The organism is Anaeromyxobacter oryzae, assembly GCF_023169945.1.
GTDB classification, from domain to species: domain Bacteria; phylum Myxococcota; class Myxococcia; order Myxococcales; family Anaeromyxobacteraceae; genus Anaeromyxobacter; species Anaeromyxobacter oryzae.
Window position 1 is genome coordinate 5917915 of the sequence record NZ_AP025591.1, and the last position, 16417, is coordinate 5934331.

15 protein-coding genes are annotated in these 16417 nt (G+C 75.2%); 8 read left to right on the forward strand and 7 right to left on the reverse strand.

Annotated features, from left to right (window positions below; all coding sequences use genetic code 11):
• Window positions 1-30: 30 nt before the first annotated feature.
• Together purN and purM are read right to left on the reverse strand one after the other, a co-directional pair.
• A complete protein-coding gene (gene purN, locus AMOR_RS25905) occupies window positions 31-711 on the reverse strand; it encodes a phosphoribosylglycinamide formyltransferase (RefSeq protein ID WP_248355497.1) in 681 nt (226 codons plus the stop codon).
• Window positions 708-1745 (reverse strand): phosphoribosylformylglycinamidine cyclo-ligase, encoded by a 1038-nt coding sequence (gene purM, locus AMOR_RS25910; protein WP_248355499.1) that lies wholly within the window; start codon window positions 1743-1745, stop codon window positions 708-710. The genes purN and purM overlap by 4 nt, the downstream gene beginning before the upstream one ends.
• A 341-nt stretch (window positions 1746-2086) precedes the next feature.
• On the opposite strand from purM, the gene AMOR_RS25915 reads away from it, so the two are divergent.
• From AMOR_RS25915 to AMOR_RS25930, 4 genes are read left to right on the forward strand one after another with little or no spacing between them, the layout of a single operon-like run.
• Complete coding sequence (locus tag AMOR_RS25915) at window positions 2087-2407, forward strand: XdhC family protein (RefSeq protein ID WP_248355501.1); 321 nt, start codon at window positions 2087-2089, stop codon at window positions 2405-2407.
• Window positions 2404-3153: an XdhC family protein gene (locus AMOR_RS25920; RefSeq protein ID WP_248355502.1), complete on the forward strand. Its 750-nt coding sequence runs from the start codon at window positions 2404-2406 to the stop codon at window positions 3151-3153. The genes AMOR_RS25915 and AMOR_RS25920 overlap by 4 nt, the downstream gene beginning before the upstream one ends.
• On the forward strand, window positions 3150-3572 hold the full coding sequence (locus tag AMOR_RS25925) for an iron-sulfur cluster assembly scaffold protein (RefSeq protein ID WP_248355504.1): 423 nt from the start codon (window positions 3150-3152) through the stop codon (window positions 3570-3572). Before AMOR_RS25920 ends, AMOR_RS25925 begins: the two co-directional genes overlap by 4 nt.
• A 2-nt stretch (window positions 3573-3574) precedes the next feature.
• Window positions 3575-4240 (forward strand): SRPBCC family protein, encoded by a 666-nt coding sequence (locus tag AMOR_RS25930; protein ID WP_248355506.1) that lies wholly within the window; start codon window positions 3575-3577, stop codon window positions 4238-4240.
• Here the strand turns inward: AMOR_RS25930 and AMOR_RS25935 are convergent.
• Genes AMOR_RS25935 through AMOR_RS25955 form a run of 5 tightly spaced genes read right to left on the reverse strand, consistent with a single transcriptional unit; the run spans window position 4137 to window position 9947 of the window.
• The gene (locus tag AMOR_RS25935) at window positions 4137-5372 is read right to left on the reverse strand and encodes a vWA domain-containing protein (protein ID WP_248355508.1); all 1236 of its coding nucleotides are present in this window, start codon (window positions 5370-5372) and stop codon (window positions 4137-4139) included. The two genes, AMOR_RS25930 and AMOR_RS25935, sit on opposite strands and share 104 nt — an antisense overlap.
• Window positions 5369-6247 carry an AAA family ATPase gene (locus AMOR_RS25940; protein WP_248355510.1) on the reverse strand — a complete coding sequence of 293 codons (879 nt, stop codon included), beginning with the start codon at window positions 6245-6247 and terminating at the stop codon, window positions 5369-5371. Before AMOR_RS25940 ends, AMOR_RS25935 begins: the two co-directional genes overlap by 4 nt.
• A 35-nt stretch (window positions 6248-6282) precedes the next feature.
• Entirely contained in the window at window positions 6283-7095 is an 813-nt protein-coding gene (locus tag AMOR_RS25945) for an FAD binding domain-containing protein (RefSeq protein WP_248355512.1), read from the reverse strand.
• 12 nt (window positions 7096-7107) lie between these two features.
• Window positions 7108-9477: a xanthine dehydrogenase family protein molybdopterin-binding subunit gene (locus AMOR_RS25950; RefSeq protein ID WP_248355513.1), complete on the reverse strand. Its 2370-nt coding sequence runs from the start codon at window positions 9475-9477 to the stop codon at window positions 7108-7110.
• A gap of 5 nt (window positions 9478-9482) precedes the next feature.
• A complete protein-coding gene (locus tag AMOR_RS25955) occupies window positions 9483-9947 on the reverse strand; it encodes a (2Fe-2S)-binding protein (RefSeq protein ID WP_248355515.1) in 465 nt (154 codons plus the stop codon).
• 236 nt (window positions 9948-10183) lie between these two features.
• Here AMOR_RS25955 and accD point away from each other — a divergent pair, with 236 nt between their 5' ends.
• From accD to AMOR_RS25975, 4 genes are all read left to right on the forward strand, one after another.
• Window positions 10184-11041: an acetyl-CoA carboxylase, carboxyltransferase subunit beta gene (gene accD / locus AMOR_RS25960; RefSeq protein ID WP_248355516.1), complete on the forward strand. Its 858-nt coding sequence runs from the start codon at window positions 10184-10186 to the stop codon at window positions 11039-11041.
• A gap of 75 nt (window positions 11042-11116) precedes the next feature.
• The gene (locus AMOR_RS25965) at window positions 11117-12331 is read left to right on the forward strand and encodes a bifunctional folylpolyglutamate synthase/dihydrofolate synthase (protein ID WP_248355518.1); all 1215 of its coding nucleotides are present in this window, start codon (window positions 11117-11119) and stop codon (window positions 12329-12331) included.
• 93 nt (window positions 12332-12424) lie between these two features.
• Complete coding sequence (locus tag AMOR_RS25970) at window positions 12425-13855, forward strand: AMIN domain-containing protein (protein WP_248355520.1); 1431 nt, start codon at window positions 12425-12427, stop codon at window positions 13853-13855.
• A 21-nt stretch (window positions 13856-13876) separates the two neighbouring features.
• On the forward strand, window positions 13877-16387 hold the full coding sequence (locus AMOR_RS25975; RefSeq protein WP_248355522.1) for an LPS-assembly protein LptD: 2511 nt from the start codon (window positions 13877-13879) through the stop codon (window positions 16385-16387).
• The last annotated feature ends 30 nt before the right edge of the window (window positions 16388-16417 follow it).

A 16417-nucleotide genomic window follows, 5' to 3' on the forward strand; every position in this document is an offset into this window, starting at 1 on the left:
GACCACGGGCGCGCGCTCGGCGCGCGCCGCTCAGATCTCGACCGGCGGGTTCTCGAGCGGCGCGGGGCCGCGGGAGGTTGGCACGCCGTCGACGCGGACCACGCGTCCGTCGAGCGCGAGGCGCCCCTGCGCGAACCAGTGCACGGCCTGCGGGTAGAGGCGGTGCTCCTCGACCTGGATGCGCGCCTGGAGCGAGGCCTCGTCGTCGCCCGGCAGCACCGGCACCACCGCCTGCGCGATGATGGGCCCCGTGTCGGTGCCCTCGTCGACGAAGTGGACGGTGCAGCCGGCGACGCGCGCGCCGTAGGCGAGCGCTTGCCGCGCCGCGTGCAGGCCGGGAAAGGAGGGGAGGAGGCCGGGGTGCACGTTCACCACGCGCGGGCAGCCGCGCGACGCGGGCGTCGGCCCGAACGCCCGGAGGAAGGCGGGCGTCACGAGGCGCATGTAGCCCGCCAGGCACACGAGGTCGACGTCGTGCCGGCGGAGCGCGTCCACGACGGCGAGGTCATAGGCCTCGCGGTCGGAGACGCCCTTCGACGGGAGCACCTCGGTCGCGACGCAGGCGCCGCGGGCGCGCTCGAGCGCGCCGGCCGTGGGGACGTTCGAGAGCACCACCGCGACGCGCGCGTCGATCCGCCCCGCGGCGCACGCGTCGAGGAGCGCCTGCAGGTTGGTGCCACCGCCGGAGGCGAGGACGCCGAGGCGGATCACCGCACCACCTCGCAGGTGGCCTCCCCGGGGCCGCCCTGCTCGACGGCGCCGACCGTCCAGGACTCGAGGCCGCGCGCCTTCAGCGCGGCGTGCGTCGCGGCCTCGTCGCCCGGGGCGACGATCGCGACGAGCCCGAGCCCCATGTTGAAGGTGCGGTACATCTCCTCGCGCGGGACCTGCCCCTCCTTCTCGACGAGATCGAAGATGGCGGGCCTGGGCCAGCGCCGCTCCTCGATGACCGCCTTCGTGCCGTCCGGCATGTTCCGCGGCACGTTTCCGGGCAGGCCGCCGCCGGTGATGTGCGCGAACGACCGCACCGGCACCGTCTCCAGCACCGCGAGCACGTCCTTCGCGTAGATGCGGGTCGGCTCGAGGAGCGCGTCGGCGAGGGTCTTCCCGCCGAGCACGTCGAAGCGCTGGCCGAGGGGGTACTTGTCGAGGAGCGCCTTCCGGGCCAGCGAGTAACCGTTCGAGTGGAGGCCCGAGGACGCGATGCCGATCACGACGTCGCCCGCGCGCACGCCGGTGCCGTCCACGATCCGCGACCGCTCGACGCAACCGACGGCGAAGCCGGCGAGGTCGTACTCGCCCTTCGCGTAGAACCCGGGCAGCTCCGCGGTCTCGCCGCCGATGAGCGCGCAGCCGGCCAGCGTGCAGCCGTGCGCGATGCCCTTCACGACCTCCGCGCCCTGGTCCGCGGAGAGCTTCCCGGTCGCGAAGTAGTCGAGGAAGAAGAGCGGCTCGGCGCCGACCACGGCGATGTCGTTCACGCACATCGCCACGAGATCCTGGCCGATGGTGTCGTGCCGGTTCGCCGCGAACGCCACCTTGAGCTTCGTGCCGACGCCGTCCGTCCCGGAGACGAGCACCGGCTCCTTGTACTTCTTGACGTCGATCGCGAAGAGCCCGCCGAAGCCGCCGATCCCCGCGAGGACCTCCGGGCGCAGGGTGGGGCGGGCGTGGGGCTTGATCAGCTCGACGAGGCGATCGCCCTCGTCGATGTCGACGCCCGCGTCGCGGTAGGTGAGGGACATGGCCGGGCCTGTACCGCGACGGCGCGGCCGCCGCAAGCCCGGACCCCGGGTCGCCGGCTACAGGACGACGGCGACGAGGACGACGGCCGCGAGGAAGAGGATGGACAGGCGCATGACGGGTGACGGGGATGGTAGCGGAGCGGTGCGCGCGGGCCAGAAAACGGCCGCGCGGATATCGGGGCGTGGACCGGCCCGCCGCGCCGCGTCGCCGGCCGCACGGGATCGCCCCGTACCGGGGGGGCGGGGCGAGGTCACCGCTGTGACGCGCGCGACGGGCGTGTCGCCTCTAACGACGAGCTGACGGCCGCGGATCGGGCGCCAGCCGCCCCGCGGGAGCGAGCATGTCCGACGAGCAGGAGATCCTGGAGCGCGCCGACGCCTGGAGCGAGGCCGGCCTGGGCGTCGCGATCGCGACGGTGGTGTCCACCTGGGGCTCGGCGCCGCGCCCGTCGGGCAGCCAGCTGGCGGTGAACGAGCGGGGCGAGTTCCTCGGGTCGGTGTCCGGCGGCTGCATCGAGGGCGCGGTCGTCGGGGAGGCGCTCGCCGCGATCGCCGACGGCAAGCCGCGCCTGCTCGAGTACGGCGTCACGAACGATCGCGCCTGGGAGGTCGGGCTCGCCTGCGGCGGCACGATCCAGGTGTACGTGGAGAGGCTCGAATGACGCGCGACCTCCTCCGGGCGGTCGTCGCGGAGCTCGCGGCACACCGCGCCGTCGTCCTCGCCACGGATCTCGAGCGCGGCGACGTCCGCCTCGTCCGGCCCTTCGAGGCCGCCGCGGACGGGGATCCCGCGCTGCGCGACGCGGCCCGCGCGGCCGCGCTCGACGATGCGTCTCGCCAGGTGGAGGTCGGGGGTCGCCGCGTCTTCCTGCGCGTCTACAACCCGCCGGTGCGGCTCGTGATCGTCGGGGCGGTCCACGTCGCCCAGGCGCTCGCGCCCATGGCGCGCCTCGCCGGCTACGACGTGGTGGTGCTCGACCCCCGGCGCGCGTTCGCGACTGCCGGGCGGTTCGCGGGATTCCCCCTCGTCGCCGAGTGGCCCGACGAGGCGATGGCGAAGCTCGGGCTCGACCGCCGGACCGCCGTCGTGACGATGACGCACGACTCGAAGATCGACGATCCCGCGCTGGCGAGCGCGCTGCGGTCGGAGGCCTTCTACGTCGGCGCGCTCGGCAGCAAGAAGACCCAGGCCGCGCGGCGCGAGCGCCTGCGCGGGATGGGCTTCGGGGACACCGACCTCGCCCGGATCCACGGGCCCGTCGGCCTCCGCATCGGCGCGGTCTCCACCGGCGAGATCGCGGTGTCCATCCTCGCCGAGCTGGTCTCGTCGCTCCGCGCCGCGCGGGCGGAGGGCGCGCCCTTCGACGAGCGCAGGGCGGGCGGAACCGCGGCCGTCCCCGCCGGATGACGTCGGACGCCCTCTACCACGACGCCCTCGTCGCCCTCGCGCGCGCGCGGACCGGGGCCGGCGCCCTCGCGGCGCCGGCGGGGGCGGCGACGCGCGACAACCCGATGTGCGGCGACCGGGTGACCTTCGAGGTCGTCCTCGAGGACGGCCGGATCGCGGCGCTCGCCCACCGCGTCCGCGGGTGCCTCCTGTGCGAGGCGGCGGCGGCACTCCTCGGCCGGACCGCGCCGGGGCGGCCCGCCGCGGAGGTCGCCGACGCGCGCGAGCAGGTCGCCGCGCTCCTCGCCGGAGCGCGCCCGGCGGCCGGCTGGGCGGAGCTCGAGGTGTTCACGCCGGTGCGGGACGTCCCGAGCCGGCACGGGTGCGTGCTGCTCCCGTTCGAGGCGCTCGGCGATGCGCTCGCTCGAGCGAGGGGCTGACGATGGGGTTCCGCATCGAGGAGCGGTTCGAGGTGAAGGCGCCGGCGGCCGCGGTCTGGGCGTACCTCGTCGATCCGCGGCGCGTCGTGACGTGCCTCCCGGGCGCGGAGCTCACCGAGGTCGCCGACGCGCGCACGTTCCACGGTGCGGTGAAGGTGAAGGTCGGCGCGATGACCGTGGCGTACCGGGGCACGGTGCGGCTCGTCGACGTGGACGAGGCGGCGCGCACCGTCAAGATGACCGGTGAGGGACGCGAGAGCACCGGCGCCGGCGCCGCGAAGATGGCGATGTCGAGCGCGCTGGTGGAGCGGCCGGGAGGCGGGGTCGAGGTGACGGTGCACGCCGACGTCGACGTCGTCGGGCGCGTCGTCCAGCTCGGGCGCGGGATGATCGAGCAGGTCTCGCACCAGCTCTTCCAGCAGTTCGCCGCCTGCGTGCGGGCGACGCTCGAGGCGGAGGCGGCCCGGGCGGCTCCCGTGGGCGGCGGGGCGCCCGCGCCCGGTGCGCCTGGCGCGGCGCCGCTCGCCCGCCCGGCGGGGCCGGTCCGCCTGATCCCGCTCGTCCTCAGCGCGCTCGCCGCGCTCGTGCTGCGCTTCCTGCGCCGGCTCCTGCCCGGGCGCCGGGCGCGGGCCGCGCCGGACCGGACAGCGCCGCCGCCAGCTGGCTGAGGCTCTCGAGGTCGTGGACGGGCCGGAGCTCGTCCACGTGCGGGAGGAGCGCGCGGATCCCCGCGGCGCGCGGCTCGAACCCCGCCCAGCGGAGCAGCGGGTTCAGCCAGATCACCCGGCGCGCTGCGCGCCGGAGCCGCTCCGCCTCCGCGGCGAGCCCCCGCGCGTCGTCGCGGTCGAGCCCATCGGTGAGGAGCAGGACGACGCCGCCCTGCGCGAGGAGTCGCCGCGCCCAGCGCAGGTTCAGCTCGCGGAGCGCCGCGCCGATCCGCGTCCCGCCGTCCCAGTCCTTCACGGCCCGGCCGACCGCGGCGAGCGCCTCGTCGGGATCGCGGTGGCGCAGCAGGCGGGTCACCGGAGTGAGGCGCGTCCCGAACGTGAACACGTGCACGCTCCGGCGGTCGCGCGCGAGCGCGTGCAGGAACCGGAGGAAGATGCGGGCGTAGCGCGCCATCGACCCCGACACGTCGCAGAGGGCGACGATCGCGGGCGGGCGCGTCGCCGCCGAGCGCCACCGGAGCGGGATGCCGCCGCCGCCGGCGCGGAGCGCGGCCCGGAGCGTCGCGCGCGGATCGACGCGGTCGCCGCGCGGGTCCGGGCGCAGGCGCCGGACCGGCAGGTCGCGGATCGCAAGGTGCATCCGCGCGATGGCCTCCTCCGCCTCCCGCAGCTCCGCCGCGGACATCTGCTCGAAGTCCTTCGTCCGGAGCACCTCGCGATCCGACCAGGCGAGCGCGGCCGTCTCCTCCCCGCCGGGCGCCGCCGGGAGGGCTCTCGCGCCGCCGCCCTCCGCCGCGAGCGCGTCCGCGACGCGGCGGTGCGCGGCGGGCGGGGGCGCGCGGGCGCCGGCCCCGTCCGGACCCCCCGGCCCGGCGAGCACGCCGCGGAAGCACCGCCGGAACGCCTCGTCGAAGATCGGGCGGTGCTCGGCGCGGCTCACGAGCACCGCGTGGAGGGCCCAGTAGAGGTCCTCCTCTCGCGAGAGGCCGACCTCGGCGGCCGCAGCCATCGCGACCGCGACGCGATCCGTGCCGACGGCGAGCCCGGCCCGCCGCAGCACGCGGGCGAAGCGGACGACGTGCGACGGGAGGTGGCCGCCGCCCGCCGGCACCGCGGGCGAGCGCGCGCTCACGGCGGCGCGGCCCCCGCCGCCTCGCGCAGGATGGCCTCCGCCTCCGCGCCGCGGACGCGCGCGATGTCGTCCTGGTACTTCAGGAGGACGCCGAGCGTCGCGTCGACGGTCTCCGCATCGAGCGCGGTCCGGTCCAGGGCCACGAGCGCGCGGGTCCAGTCGAGCGTCTCGGCCACCCCGGGCAGCTTGAAGAGGTCCCTCGCCCGCAGCCGCTGGACGAAGCCGACCACCTCGCGCGCGAGTCGGTCTGCGGCGTCCGGCGCCTTCCGCCGGAGGATCGCGAGCTCCCGGGCCGCGTCGGGGTAGTCGATCCAGGCGTAGAGGCACCGGCGCTTCAGCGCGTCGTGGATCTCGCGGGTGCGGTTCGAGGTGACGATCGCGATGGGCGGGACCGGCGCGGAGACGGTGCCGATCTCGGGGATGGTGAGCTGGAAATCCGAGAGCACCTCGAGGAGGAACGCCTCGAACGGCTCGTCGGTCCGGTCGAGCTCGTCGATGAGCAGGACCGGCGCGCCCGCCGGATCCGGCTCGAGCGCCTGCAGCAGCGGCCGCTTCACCAGGAACCGCTCGGAGAAGAGGTCGTGCTCGATGCGGGCGCGGTCCGTCTCGTGCGCCGCCTCGGCGATGCGGATCTCGAGCATCTGCCGGGGGTAGTTCCACTCGTACGCGGCCTGGGCGAGGTCGAGCCCCTCGTAGCACTGGAGGCGGATGAGCCGCCGACCGAGGGTGCGCGCGAGCACCTTCGCCACCTCCGTCTTGCCCACGCCCGCCTCCCCCTCGAGGAAGAGCGGCCGCCCGAGCCGGAGCGCGAGGTAGATCGCCGTGGCGAGCCCGCGGTCGGCGACGTACTCGCCCTCGGCGAGCAGCGCCAGCACGTCTCCGACGGAGGCGGGCAGGGGCCGGGAGCCGGTCAGGGTCCGCCTCCGCCCTGGCCGCAGGCCGCGACGGCGCGCCGGGCGAGGACGCCCACGAGGTGGGCGCGGTACTCCGCGCTGCCGAAGGGATCGCTCGTGAGCCCGTCCGCGGGGACCGCGCTGCCGGCGAGCGCGTCGGGCGCGAAGCGCGCCGCGAGCGCCCTCTCGAGCGCCTCCGCGCGGAACACGCCCGCCCCCGCTCCGGTCACGGCGACGCGGACGCCCGCCGGTCCCTTCGCGACCATCACCCCCACGAGCGCGAACTTCGACGCGGGGTGCGGGAGCTTCGCGTAGGCGGCCTTCTCCGGGATCGGGAAGCGCACCGCGACGATGACCTCGTCCGGCTCGAGCGCCGTTGCGAAGAGCCCCTGGAACCAGGCGTCGGCCGGGATCCGCCGGCGGTCCGTGACGATCGTCGCGCCGAGGGCGAGCACGGCCGCGGGGTAGTCGGCGGCCGGATCGTTGTGCGCGAGCGAGCCGCCCAGGGTGCCGCGGTTGCGGACCTGGGGATCGCCGATGTGCGCCGCGAGGTCGGCGAGGGCCGGGATGGCCCCGCGCACCTCGGCGGAGTCCGCCACGTCGGCGTGGGTGGTGGCTGCCCCGATCACGAGCTCCTTCCCCTCGACGCGGACGCCGCGCAGCTCGGCGAGGCCCGCGAGGGAGACGACGTCCGTCGGGGCCGCGAGGCCGAGCTTCATCACCGGGATGAGGCTCTGCCCGCCGCCGAGGAGCTTGCCCTCCGGCCGCGCCCGGAGCTTCGCGACGGCGTCTGCGACGCTCTCCGCCCTGTGGAACGTGAAGTCTTGCATGGCGCGCCTCCCCTAGACCTTCGACTTCGCCTGCGCGTCGCGGATGATCCGCCAGACCCGCTCCGGCGTCGCCGGCATGTCCACGTGCCGGACGCCGAGGTCGGCGAGGGCGTCGACGACCGCGCCGATCACCGCGGCCGGCGCGCCGATGGCGCCCACCTCGCCGACGCCCTTCGCGCCGAGCGGGTTGTGCGTGCAGGCCGTGACGTGCGTCCCGACGTCGTAAGACGGCAGGTCCGAGGCGCGCGGCATCGTGTAGGCGAGCAACGATCCGGAGAGGAGCTGGCCCGCGTCGTCGTAGAGACAGCCCTCGAGCAGCGCCTGGCCGATGCCCTGCGTGACGCCGCCGTGGATCTGGCCGTCGACGATCATCGGATTCACGACGTTCCCCACGTCGTCGACGACGGTGAACGCGACGACCTGGACCTGGCCGGTGTCGGGGTCGATCTCGACCTCGCACACGTGACAGCCCGCCGGGAACGTGAAGTTCTTCGGGTCGTAGAACGCGGTCTCCTCCAGCCCGGGCTCCAGGCCGGCGGGGTACTTGTGCGGGACGTAGGCCGCGAGCGCGACCTCGCCGAACGTCTTCGCGCGGTCGGTCCCAGCGACCACGAACCTCCCGTCGCGGAGCTCGACGTCGCCCTCGCTCGCCTCGAGGAGGTGCGCCGCGATCTTCCTCGCCTTCGCGACGATCTTCTCGGTCGCCTTCACGAGGGCGGAGCCGCCCACCGCGAGCGAGCGGGAGCCGTAGGTGCCCATCCCGAAGGGGATCCTCGACGTGTCCCCGTGGACCACCTCGACGCTGTCCACCGGGATCCCGAGCTGGTCGGCGACGATCTGCGCGAAGGTCGTCTCGTGGCCCTGGCCGTGGCTGTGCGTGCCGGTGAACACGGTGACGCTGCCGGTCGGGTGGACGCGGACGCCGGCCGACTCGTAGAGCCCCGCCCGCGCGCCGAGGGCGCCCACCAGGGCGGACGGCGCGATCCCGCACGCCTCGACGTAGGTCGAGATCCCGATGCCGCGGAGCTTCCCGCGCGTCCGCGCCTCCGCGCGGCGCTCCTCGAACGTCTGCCAGCGGGACCGATCGAGCGCGGTGTCGAGCGTCGCGAAGTAGTTGCCCGCGTCGTACTGGAGCGCGACCGGCGTCTGGTACGGGAACCGGTCGATGAAGTTCCGCCGCCGGATCTCCACCCGATCCACGCCCAGCTCCCGCGCCGCGAGGTCCGCGAGCCGCTCGACGACGAACGCGGCCTCGGGGCGGCCCGCGCCGCGGTACGCGTCCACCGGCACGGTGTTCGTGAAGATCGCCTTCACCTCCGCGTGGATCGCCGGCGTCCGGTAGCAGCCGGCGAGCAGCGTCGCGTGGAGGTAGGTGGGGATCGCCGGCGCGAACGTGGAGAGGTACGCGCCCATGTTCGCGGCGGTCCTCACGCGGAGCCCGAGGAACGTCCCGTCGCGGTCCACCGCCAGCTCGGCGTGGGTGAGGTGGTCGCGCCCGTGCGCGTCGGACATGAACGACTCGGAGCGGAGCGCCGTCCACCTCACCGGCCGGCCGATCTTCCGCGCCGCCCACAGCACCAGCATCTCCTCGGCGTAGTGGGGGATCTTCGAGCCGAAGCCGCCGCCCACGTCCGGGGCGACGACCCGCAGCTTGTGCTCGGGGACGCCGAAGGTGAACGCGCCGAGCAGGAGGCGCGTGAGGTGCGGGTTCTGGCTGGTCGTCCAGAGGGTGAAGTCGCCGGTGGCGCGGTCGTACTCCCCGATGGCGGCGCGCGGCTCGATGGCGTTCGGCACGAGCCGGTTGTTCACGAGATCGAGGGAGACGACCTTGAACGCCTTCGCGAACGCGGCGTCGGTCGCGGCGGCGTCGCCGAGCTGGAAGTCGAAGCAGACGTTCCCCTTCGCCTGCTCCCACACGAGCGGCGCGCCCGGCGCCATCGCCTGCGCGAGCGTCGCCACGGCCGGCAGCTCCTCGTAGTCCACCTCGAGGAGCGCCGCCGCCTCGCGGGCCTGGTCCTTCGTCTCGGCGACGATCATCGCCACCGGATCGCCGACGTGCCGGACCCGCTCCTGCGCGAGGGCGGGGTGGGGCGGCTCCGCCATCGGGGAGCCGTCCTTGCTGTGGATGAGCCAGCCGGTCGGGATGTTCCCCGTCCTGTCCGCGGCGAGGTCCGCGCCGGTGAGCACCGCGAGCACGCCGGGGGCGGCCCGGGCGGCGTCGGCCCGGATCGCCCCGATCCGGGCGTGCGCGTGCGGGGAGCGCACGAAGTGGGCGAACGTCTGCCGAGGCCGGGTCAGGTCGTCCGTGTACGTCCCTGCGCCGGTGAGGAACCGCCGGTCTTCCTTCCGGAGCACCGCCGCGCCGATGCCGTCCTTGGCCATGGCGTTCACCTCGCGCTCGCGGCGGCCGCGCGGACCGCCTTCACGATGTTGTGGTAGCCGGTGCACCGGCAGAGGTTCCCCTCGAGCCAGCTCCGGATCTGCTCGTCCGTCGCGCCGGGATTCCGGCGCACGAGCTCGACCGCGCTCATCACCATCCCCGGCGTGCAGAAGCCGCACTGGAGCGCGTGGTTCTCGTGGAAGGCGGCCTGCATCGGGTGGAGCGTGCCGTTCGTGGCGAGCCCCTCGATGGTGGTCACCGAACGCCCCTCCGTCTCGAGCGCGAACATCGTGCAGCTCTTCACGGACCGGCCGTCGACGTGCACGACGCACGCGCCGCACTGGCTCGTATCGCACCCGACGTGGGTGCCGGTGAGGCCGAGGCGCTCGCGCAGGAGCTCGACGAGGAGCGTGCGGGCCTCCACCTCGGCCGTGACGCGCTTCCCGTTCAGCGTGAGGGAGATCGACGGCATGGGGCCTCCGCGCTGGCCGGGCGGCGCCCGGGGCGGCTCGGGTGTTCGGTGCGGTCGTTCGTGAGGGCCGTCGCGGAGCGGCGCAAGGCCGAACGAAGTGCGAACCCACCCGTGAGATGCCGCACGGCGTCGCGCGTCGGCGGCGCCATGCCGCGCCGCGTCGGCGCCGGGGCTTTCGTTGACAGCCCTCGGCGAGGTCAGCTAAGGACCGGGCCACTTTTCAACGGGAAGGCGCGATGCCCTGGTTCTCGAAGCAGAAGAAGCTGAAGTCCAAGGAGGCGACCCCGAGCGCGCCGCCGGCACCCGCCGCGAAGGGCGAGGGCATCTGGTACAAGTGCGAGGGCTGCGACGAGGTCGTGCCGCGCGCCGAGTACGAGCGGAACTGGAACGTCTGCCCGTCGTGCGGCGCCCATGACGCGCTCCCGGTGAAGCGCCGGTTCGAGCTGGTCCTCGACAAGGGCTCGTTCCAGGAGCTCGACGCCGATCTGACGCCGCAGGACCCGCTGGGGTTCACGGACGCGAAGAAGTACCGGGACCGCCTCAAGAGCACCTTCAAGTCGAGCGGGCTCCGCGACGCGTTCGTCTCGGGGGTCGGGGCCATCGGCGGGCAGCAGGTCTCCATCGGGTCCTTCGCGTTCGAGTTCATGGGCGGATCCATGGGCTCGGTCGTCGGCGAGAAGGTCGCCCGGGTGTTCGACCGCGCGTACGAACGCCGGATCCCCGCCATCGTGTTCTCGTCCACCGGCGGCGCCCGCATGCAGGAGGGCATCTTCTCCCTCATGCAGATGGCGAAGACCTCGGCCGCCCTCCACCGCTTCCGCTCCGTCCGCAAGCCGTACGTCTCGGTGATGCTGCACCCGACCACCGGCGGCGTCGCGGCGAGCTTCGCCTGGCTCGGCGACTTCGTGATCGCGGAGCCGAAGGCGCTCATCGGCTTCGCCGGCCCGCGCGTCATCGAGCAGACGATCCGCGAGAAGCTGCCCCCCGGCTTCCAGCGCTCGGAGTTCCTCCTCGAGCACGGCATGATCGACGCGATCGTCCCGCGCCTCGAGCTGCGCGAGCGGCTGGTCCAGATCCTCGCGCTCACGGCGTAGCCTCCGGACGCGGCGCCGCCGGGCCGGCCTCGCCCGCCCGGCGCGCCGTCCCGCGGCCGGTTACGACCTCCCCCGATGGACGACGTCCACCGCTATCTCGACGGCCTCCAGCCGCTCGCGATGCGCTTCGGCCTCGAGCGCGTGGAGCGCGCCCTCGACGCGCTCGGCCACCCGGAGCGCGCCTACCCGATCCTCCACGTCGGAGGCACCAACGGGAAGGGCTCGACGTGCGCCATGGCGGCGGCCGCGCTCCGGGCGGCCGGGCACCGCGTCGGGCTCTACACCTCGCCGCACCTGGTCCGGTTCAACGAGCGCATCCAGGTGGACGGGGTCGAGATCGACGACGCGGCGCTCGCCGCGCGCGTCGAGGCGATCCGCCGGGCCTGCCCGTGGCACGAGGCGGGCGGGGAGGGCGAGCGCCTCACCTACTTCGAGTTCGCGACGCTCGCCGCGCTCCTCCACCTCGCCGAGGCGGGGGTCTCCGTCGCCGTCGTCGAGGTCGGGCTCGGCGGCCGGTTCGACGCGACCAGCGCGGTCGTGCCCCGCGTCACGGCCGTCGCGCGCATCGGCCTCGACCACACGCAGCTGCTCGGCGACACCGTCGAGCAGGTCGCCTTCGAGAAGGCCGGCATCTTCAAGCCGGGCGTGCCGGCGGTCGTCCACGCCGTCCAGCCGCCCGGCGCGCTCGAGGTGCTGCGCAGCGAGGCCGCCCGCCGCGGCGCGCCGTTCACGGTCGCGCCCGCGGGCTACGACGGCCGCATCGCGCTCGCCGGTGCGCACCAGCGCGCGAACGCGGCGCTCGCGGCCGCGGCGCTCCGGGCGCTCGGCGCCGCCGGCGTCGAGGTCGGCGAGGACGCCATCGCGGCCGGCATCGCCGGCGCGCGCTGGCCGGGGCGCCTCGAGGAGCTCGGCGGGGTGCTGCTCGACGGCGCGCACAACCCGCAGGGCGCGGCCGCGCTCGCGGCGGCGCTCCCCGCGCTCCGGCCCGGCCGCCCGGTCGAGCTCGTCTTCGGCGTCCTCGCCGACAAGGACCACGCGGGCATGCTCGGCGCGCTCGCGCCCGCGGTGCGCCGGCTGCACCTCGTCGCGCCGGCGAGCCCGCGGGCGCGCCCCGCGGCCGAGCTCCAGGCTCTCGCGGCGGCCCGCGGCGTCGCCGCCGACGTGCACGCCGATCTGCCCGCCGCGCTCGCGTGCGCGCGCGCCGCCGCCGGCCCGGATGGCGTGGTCTGCGTCGCGGGATCGCTCTATCTCGTGGGCGAGGCGCGCGGGCTGCTCGCGCGCGACCTGTAGTCAGATATCGGCACGAAGGTCCTCGGGAATTTTTCGGGGTTCCGCCCCCCGTGCTATCGTTCCGCCCGATTTTCCCTTCCGCGGAGCCCTCCGATGCGCCTTCGCCACCTCGCCGCGCTCACCCTCGCCGCCCTCGCCGTGCCCGCGGCGCGCGCGGCGGACCTGAACGTCATCACGGCCGTCGAGGTCAAGGACGAGGGCTCGACCCTGGTCCTCTCGGTGAAGGGATCGAAGAAGCCGAGCTTCACCACGTTCGCGATGGCCGAGCCGCCGCGGTTCGTCATCGACTTCTCCGAGTCGAGGTTCGAGGGCGTCGCGGAGACGCTCACGGTCCAGGACGGCGTCATCAACGTGGTGAAGAACCTGTCCTACGGCTCCGACGCGACCTCCATCGCGCGCGTGATGATCGCGTTCGCCGTCGAGGTCGGCCCGCCGGACGTGACCGACGCCGGCGAGACGCTGGTGGTCCGGATCGCGAAGCCCGCCGCTGCGGCCGCCGCCGCCGTGGCGTCGCGCCGCGAGCAGGACGAGGCCGCCGCGAAGGCGCGCGCCGATCAGGAGGCGCAGGCGAAGGCCGACGCCGACCGGCGCGCGCGCGAGGACGAGGAGGCGCGCGCGCGGGTCGAGGCCGACCAGCGCGCCCGCGAGTCCGCCGAGGCCAAGGTGCAGGCCGAGGCCAAGGCCCAGTCGGAAGCGCAGGCGAAGGCCGAGGAGCGGGCGAAGGCGGAGGCCCGGGCCCAGGCCGATGCCCAGGCGAGCGCGGCGGCCGCGGCCAGCGCCCGCGCGGAGCAGGAGGCGCGCGCGGCGGCGGAGCGCGAGGCGCAGGCGAAGGCGGAGGCCCAGGCCAAGGCGGACGCCGACGCGCAGGCCAGGGCGGACGCGGAGGCGCGCGCGCGCGACGACGCGGCCCGGAAGGCTCGCGAGGACGCCGAGCAGCAGAAGGCGGTCGCGGTCGCGAGCGCTGCTCCGGCGGCGGCGCCGCCGGCGGAGGAGAAGGCGCCCGAGCCGGAGCCCGAGCTCGCCCCGAAGGCGGAGGCCCGCCCGGAGCCGGCGGCCGCAGCGGTGGCGCCCGCCCCCGAGCGGCTCGGCCTCGCCGCGCCCGCCGCCCGTCTCCGCGAGGTCGGCTTCAAGCAGATCGCCGGCGTGTCGCGCGTCTACGTGCGGACGTCGGTCACGCCCCGCTTCACCATCCAGGACGTCGGGAACGACACGATCCGGATCGAGCTCGAGAACACGCGCGCGGAGCGCCGGAACGACCTCCGCTTCATGGACACGTCCTTCTTCTCCTCCGCGGTGGCGATGATCACGCCCGCGCGACAGGGCTCGAGCTACGTGCTCGACATCAAGCTCCGGCAGAAGGTGCCGTACCAGCAGAAGATCGAGGGCGACCTGCTCGCCATCGACTTCGAGCGCCCCGCGTCCGCGTCGGCCCAGGAGGCCCCTGCGGCCGCGGAGCCGACGGACGCGCCCGCGGCCGCGCCGGCGGCGTCCGAGTCCGAGCCCGAGGTCGAGCCGGGCCAGTAGAGGCGCCGGCTCCGATCCACCGTGAACGTCGTCGCCGTCCTGGCCCTGGCCGGGCTCCTCGCGGGCCAGGCCTCGCGGTCTCCGGCTGCGCTGCCCGGCGGCACGGGCGACGTGTCCGCGGACGCGGACACGGTCACGCGCGATCCGGACGGTCGGGTCCACCTCGAGGGGAACGTCGTGGTCCGGCGCGGGCTCGTGACGCTCCGGGCGCGGAGCGCGCGCGTCGACCCCGCGACCGGCGAGATCGACGCGGTCGGCGACGTCCTCCTCACCGACGCGACCCGCGCCATCGCCGCCGACGGCGTCCACGCGCTGCTCGGCGGCCCGTTCGAGGCGGAGCACGTCACGGCCTTCGTGAAGGAGGGCGCGGTCGACCTCGGCTCTGCCACCAGCCTCGAGCAGGCCCGGCGGAACGGCCGGAACCGGCTCAGCTTCTCCGGCGCGCGGCTCGAGGGGGAGCGCTCGGGCCGGCTCGCGCTCACGGACGCGCGGCTCTCGCTATGCGACTGCGGGGGCGGCGCGCCGTCGTGGGAGTTCCGGGCCCGCAGCGCGGACGTGATCCCGGGGAAGCGCGCGATCCTGTCCTGGCCGGTGCTGTACGTGACGCCGCGGTTCCTGTTCATCCAGCGGCCGGTGCCGGTGCTGATCGTGCCCTGGCTGATGATGCCGCTCAGCGATCGGCAGACGGGGCTCCTGATCCCGATGATCGAGTCGACGAGCACGACGGGGTTCACGATCTCCCAGCCCGTGTTCGTGACGCTCGGCCGCAGCGCCGACGCGACCGTCACGCCCGAGTATTCCTTCGGGCCCGGAACGTTCTTCGCTCCCGCGAGCAAGGGCAGCGAAGTTCGCGGTCCGGGCGCCCGCCTCGAGCTGCGCTGGGCGCCGGCGGTGGACGCGGACGGGAGGGTGGAGCTCGCCTGGGTCCACGACTTCGCGCGCGAGGCGGGCGGCGGCAGCGGGGATCGGCTCTCCATCACCGGCGCGCACCAGCAGCGGCTCGGCCCGGACACCCACCTGCGGCTCGATCTCGCGCTGGCGAGCGATCCGGTGCTGTGGCGCGACTACACCCCCGACGTCCTCCTCCGTTCAGCCTTCTACCGGCGCTCGGACGTTCTGCTCTCGCACCGGAGCGACGCCGTGGTGCTCGAGGGCGCCGCGGCTTATCTCCTGCCGCTCACGCCGGCCGCGTGGGTCGCGCCGCAGATCGCCGGACCCGGCGCGCCGCGGCCGGCGTACGGCGTCTTCGGCTCGGACATCCCGGTCCTCCACCCCTGGCCATCGTTCGCGGCGACCCTGGTCCCGGCCGCGCTCGGTCCGATCGAGCTCTCGGGGCGCGCCGGCGTGGCGCGCTTCGCGACGGCGTCCGGCGACGCGCAGGGCGGGCCCGGGCCGGGCGACCCGGGCGCAGCGGTCCGAACGCTCTCCGTCGGCGGCGAGCCGGTGAACTACGCCGGCGTCGGCGCTCGCGACGCGGCGACCCGGCTCGACGCGCATCTGGAGGTCTCGGCGCCCGTCCTCGTCGCGGGCGCGGTGACCGTGGCGCCGTACGTCCGCGGCGCCGCGCTCGGCTACGCGTTCGACGCGGGCAGGGACCCGACCGCCGTCGAGTGGGCGGCCGCCGGCGCGGCGGTCTCCACGGAGCTCGCGCGCCGCTACGGCAAGGTCGAGCACCGGATCCTGCCCCGGTTCGAGCTCCGGGCCGGGACCGCGGCCGCGGGCGGCGGCGCCTCGCTCGCGCTCCCCGCGTACGACGTGTGGGACCGCTTCGTGCAGCCAGGCCCGCAGACCCTGAACCTCGCGGCGGGCCCCACGGTCGTCAACTCCTCCTACCGGCTGCAGGCCGCCCCCCAGGACGCGTTCTCGCAGGCCCGGCTCTCCGTCGACAACCGGCTGCGGTTCGGCGGGGTCGACCGGCTCCGCCTCGAGGTCGGCCAGGACCTCGACGTCCGCGCCGGGCGCTTCGCGGAGACCTTCTTCTCGGCCGGCGTGCTCGCCGGCCCCGTCACGGGCGACATCTCGGGCCGTTTCCTCGCCATCCAGGGGCGGCCGGAGACGTCGCCTACTCCCAAGTACACCTCCTGGCTCGATGCGTTCACGGAGCTCCGCGCGGGGATCTCCGTCGGGAACCCACGCGGGGACGTCCTCCGCGCCGGGCTGCTCGCCGTGGGAGCGGGCGGCTCGGGCCCGCTCATGGCGGGCGTCGATCCGCTCTTCGATCTCCGAACCGCGCCGATAGACGCCATCGCCTCGGGGACGTTCGGCGCCCGGGTCGTCCTGGGCGCCGGGACCGTCGGATACGACGCGCTCCTGCCGGCCCGCGCCCAGGACGTTCAACAATGCTCGGGGGGAGGAGCTACGCGCCGGGTCGCGCCGTGGCAGATCCAGCAGCACACAGGCAGTTTCGTCTGGGACTCCCCCTGCCACTGCTTCCTCGCCCGCCTCGCTGTGACCGTGAACGACTGCGGTGGGTTGCACTACGCCGCGTCGCTCGACCTCTCTCGCCTCGCCGAAGGCGTGCAGTTCCGTTGAGCGTTCCCTTCCGCAGCCCGCCTCCGTTCT

Excerpts from the sequence above, each read along its gene's own strand:
- purM (WP_248355499.1), bottom strand. The coding sequence starts at position 1,745 with ATGTCCCTCACCTACCGCGACGCGGGCGTCGACATCGACGAGGGCGAT.
- AMOR_RS25915 (WP_248355501.1), top strand. The coding sequence starts at position 2,087 with ATGTCCGACGAGCAGGAGATCCTGGAGCGCGCCGACGCCTGGAGCGAG.
- AMOR_RS25920 (WP_248355502.1), top strand. The coding sequence starts at position 2,404 with ATGACGCGCGACCTCCTCCGGGCGGTCGTCGCGGAGCTCGCGGCACAC.
- AMOR_RS25925 (WP_248355504.1), top strand. The coding sequence starts at position 3,150 with ATGACGTCGGACGCCCTCTACCACGACGCCCTCGTCGCCCTCGCGCGC.
- AMOR_RS25930 (WP_248355506.1), top strand. The coding sequence starts at position 3,575 with ATGGGGTTCCGCATCGAGGAGCGGTTCGAGGTGAAGGCGCCGGCGGCC.
- AMOR_RS25945 (WP_248355512.1), bottom strand. The coding sequence starts at position 7,095 with ATGCAAGACTTCACGTTCCACAGGGCGGAGAGCGTCGCAGACGCCGTC.
- AMOR_RS25950 (WP_248355513.1), bottom strand. The coding sequence starts at position 9,477 with ATGGCCAAGGACGGCATCGGCGCGGCGGTGCTCCGGAAGGAAGACCGG.
- AMOR_RS25955 (WP_248355515.1), bottom strand. The coding sequence starts at position 9,947 with ATGCCGTCGATCTCCCTCACGCTGAACGGGAAGCGCGTCACGGCCGAG.
- accD (WP_248355516.1), top strand. The coding sequence starts at position 10,184 with ATGCCCTGGTTCTCGAAGCAGAAGAAGCTGAAGTCCAAGGAGGCGACC.
- AMOR_RS25965 (WP_248355518.1), top strand. The coding sequence starts at position 11,117 with ATGGACGACGTCCACCGCTATCTCGACGGCCTCCAGCCGCTCGCGATG.
- AMOR_RS25970 (WP_248355520.1), top strand. The coding sequence starts at position 12,425 with ATGCGCCTTCGCCACCTCGCCGCGCTCACCCTCGCCGCCCTCGCCGTG.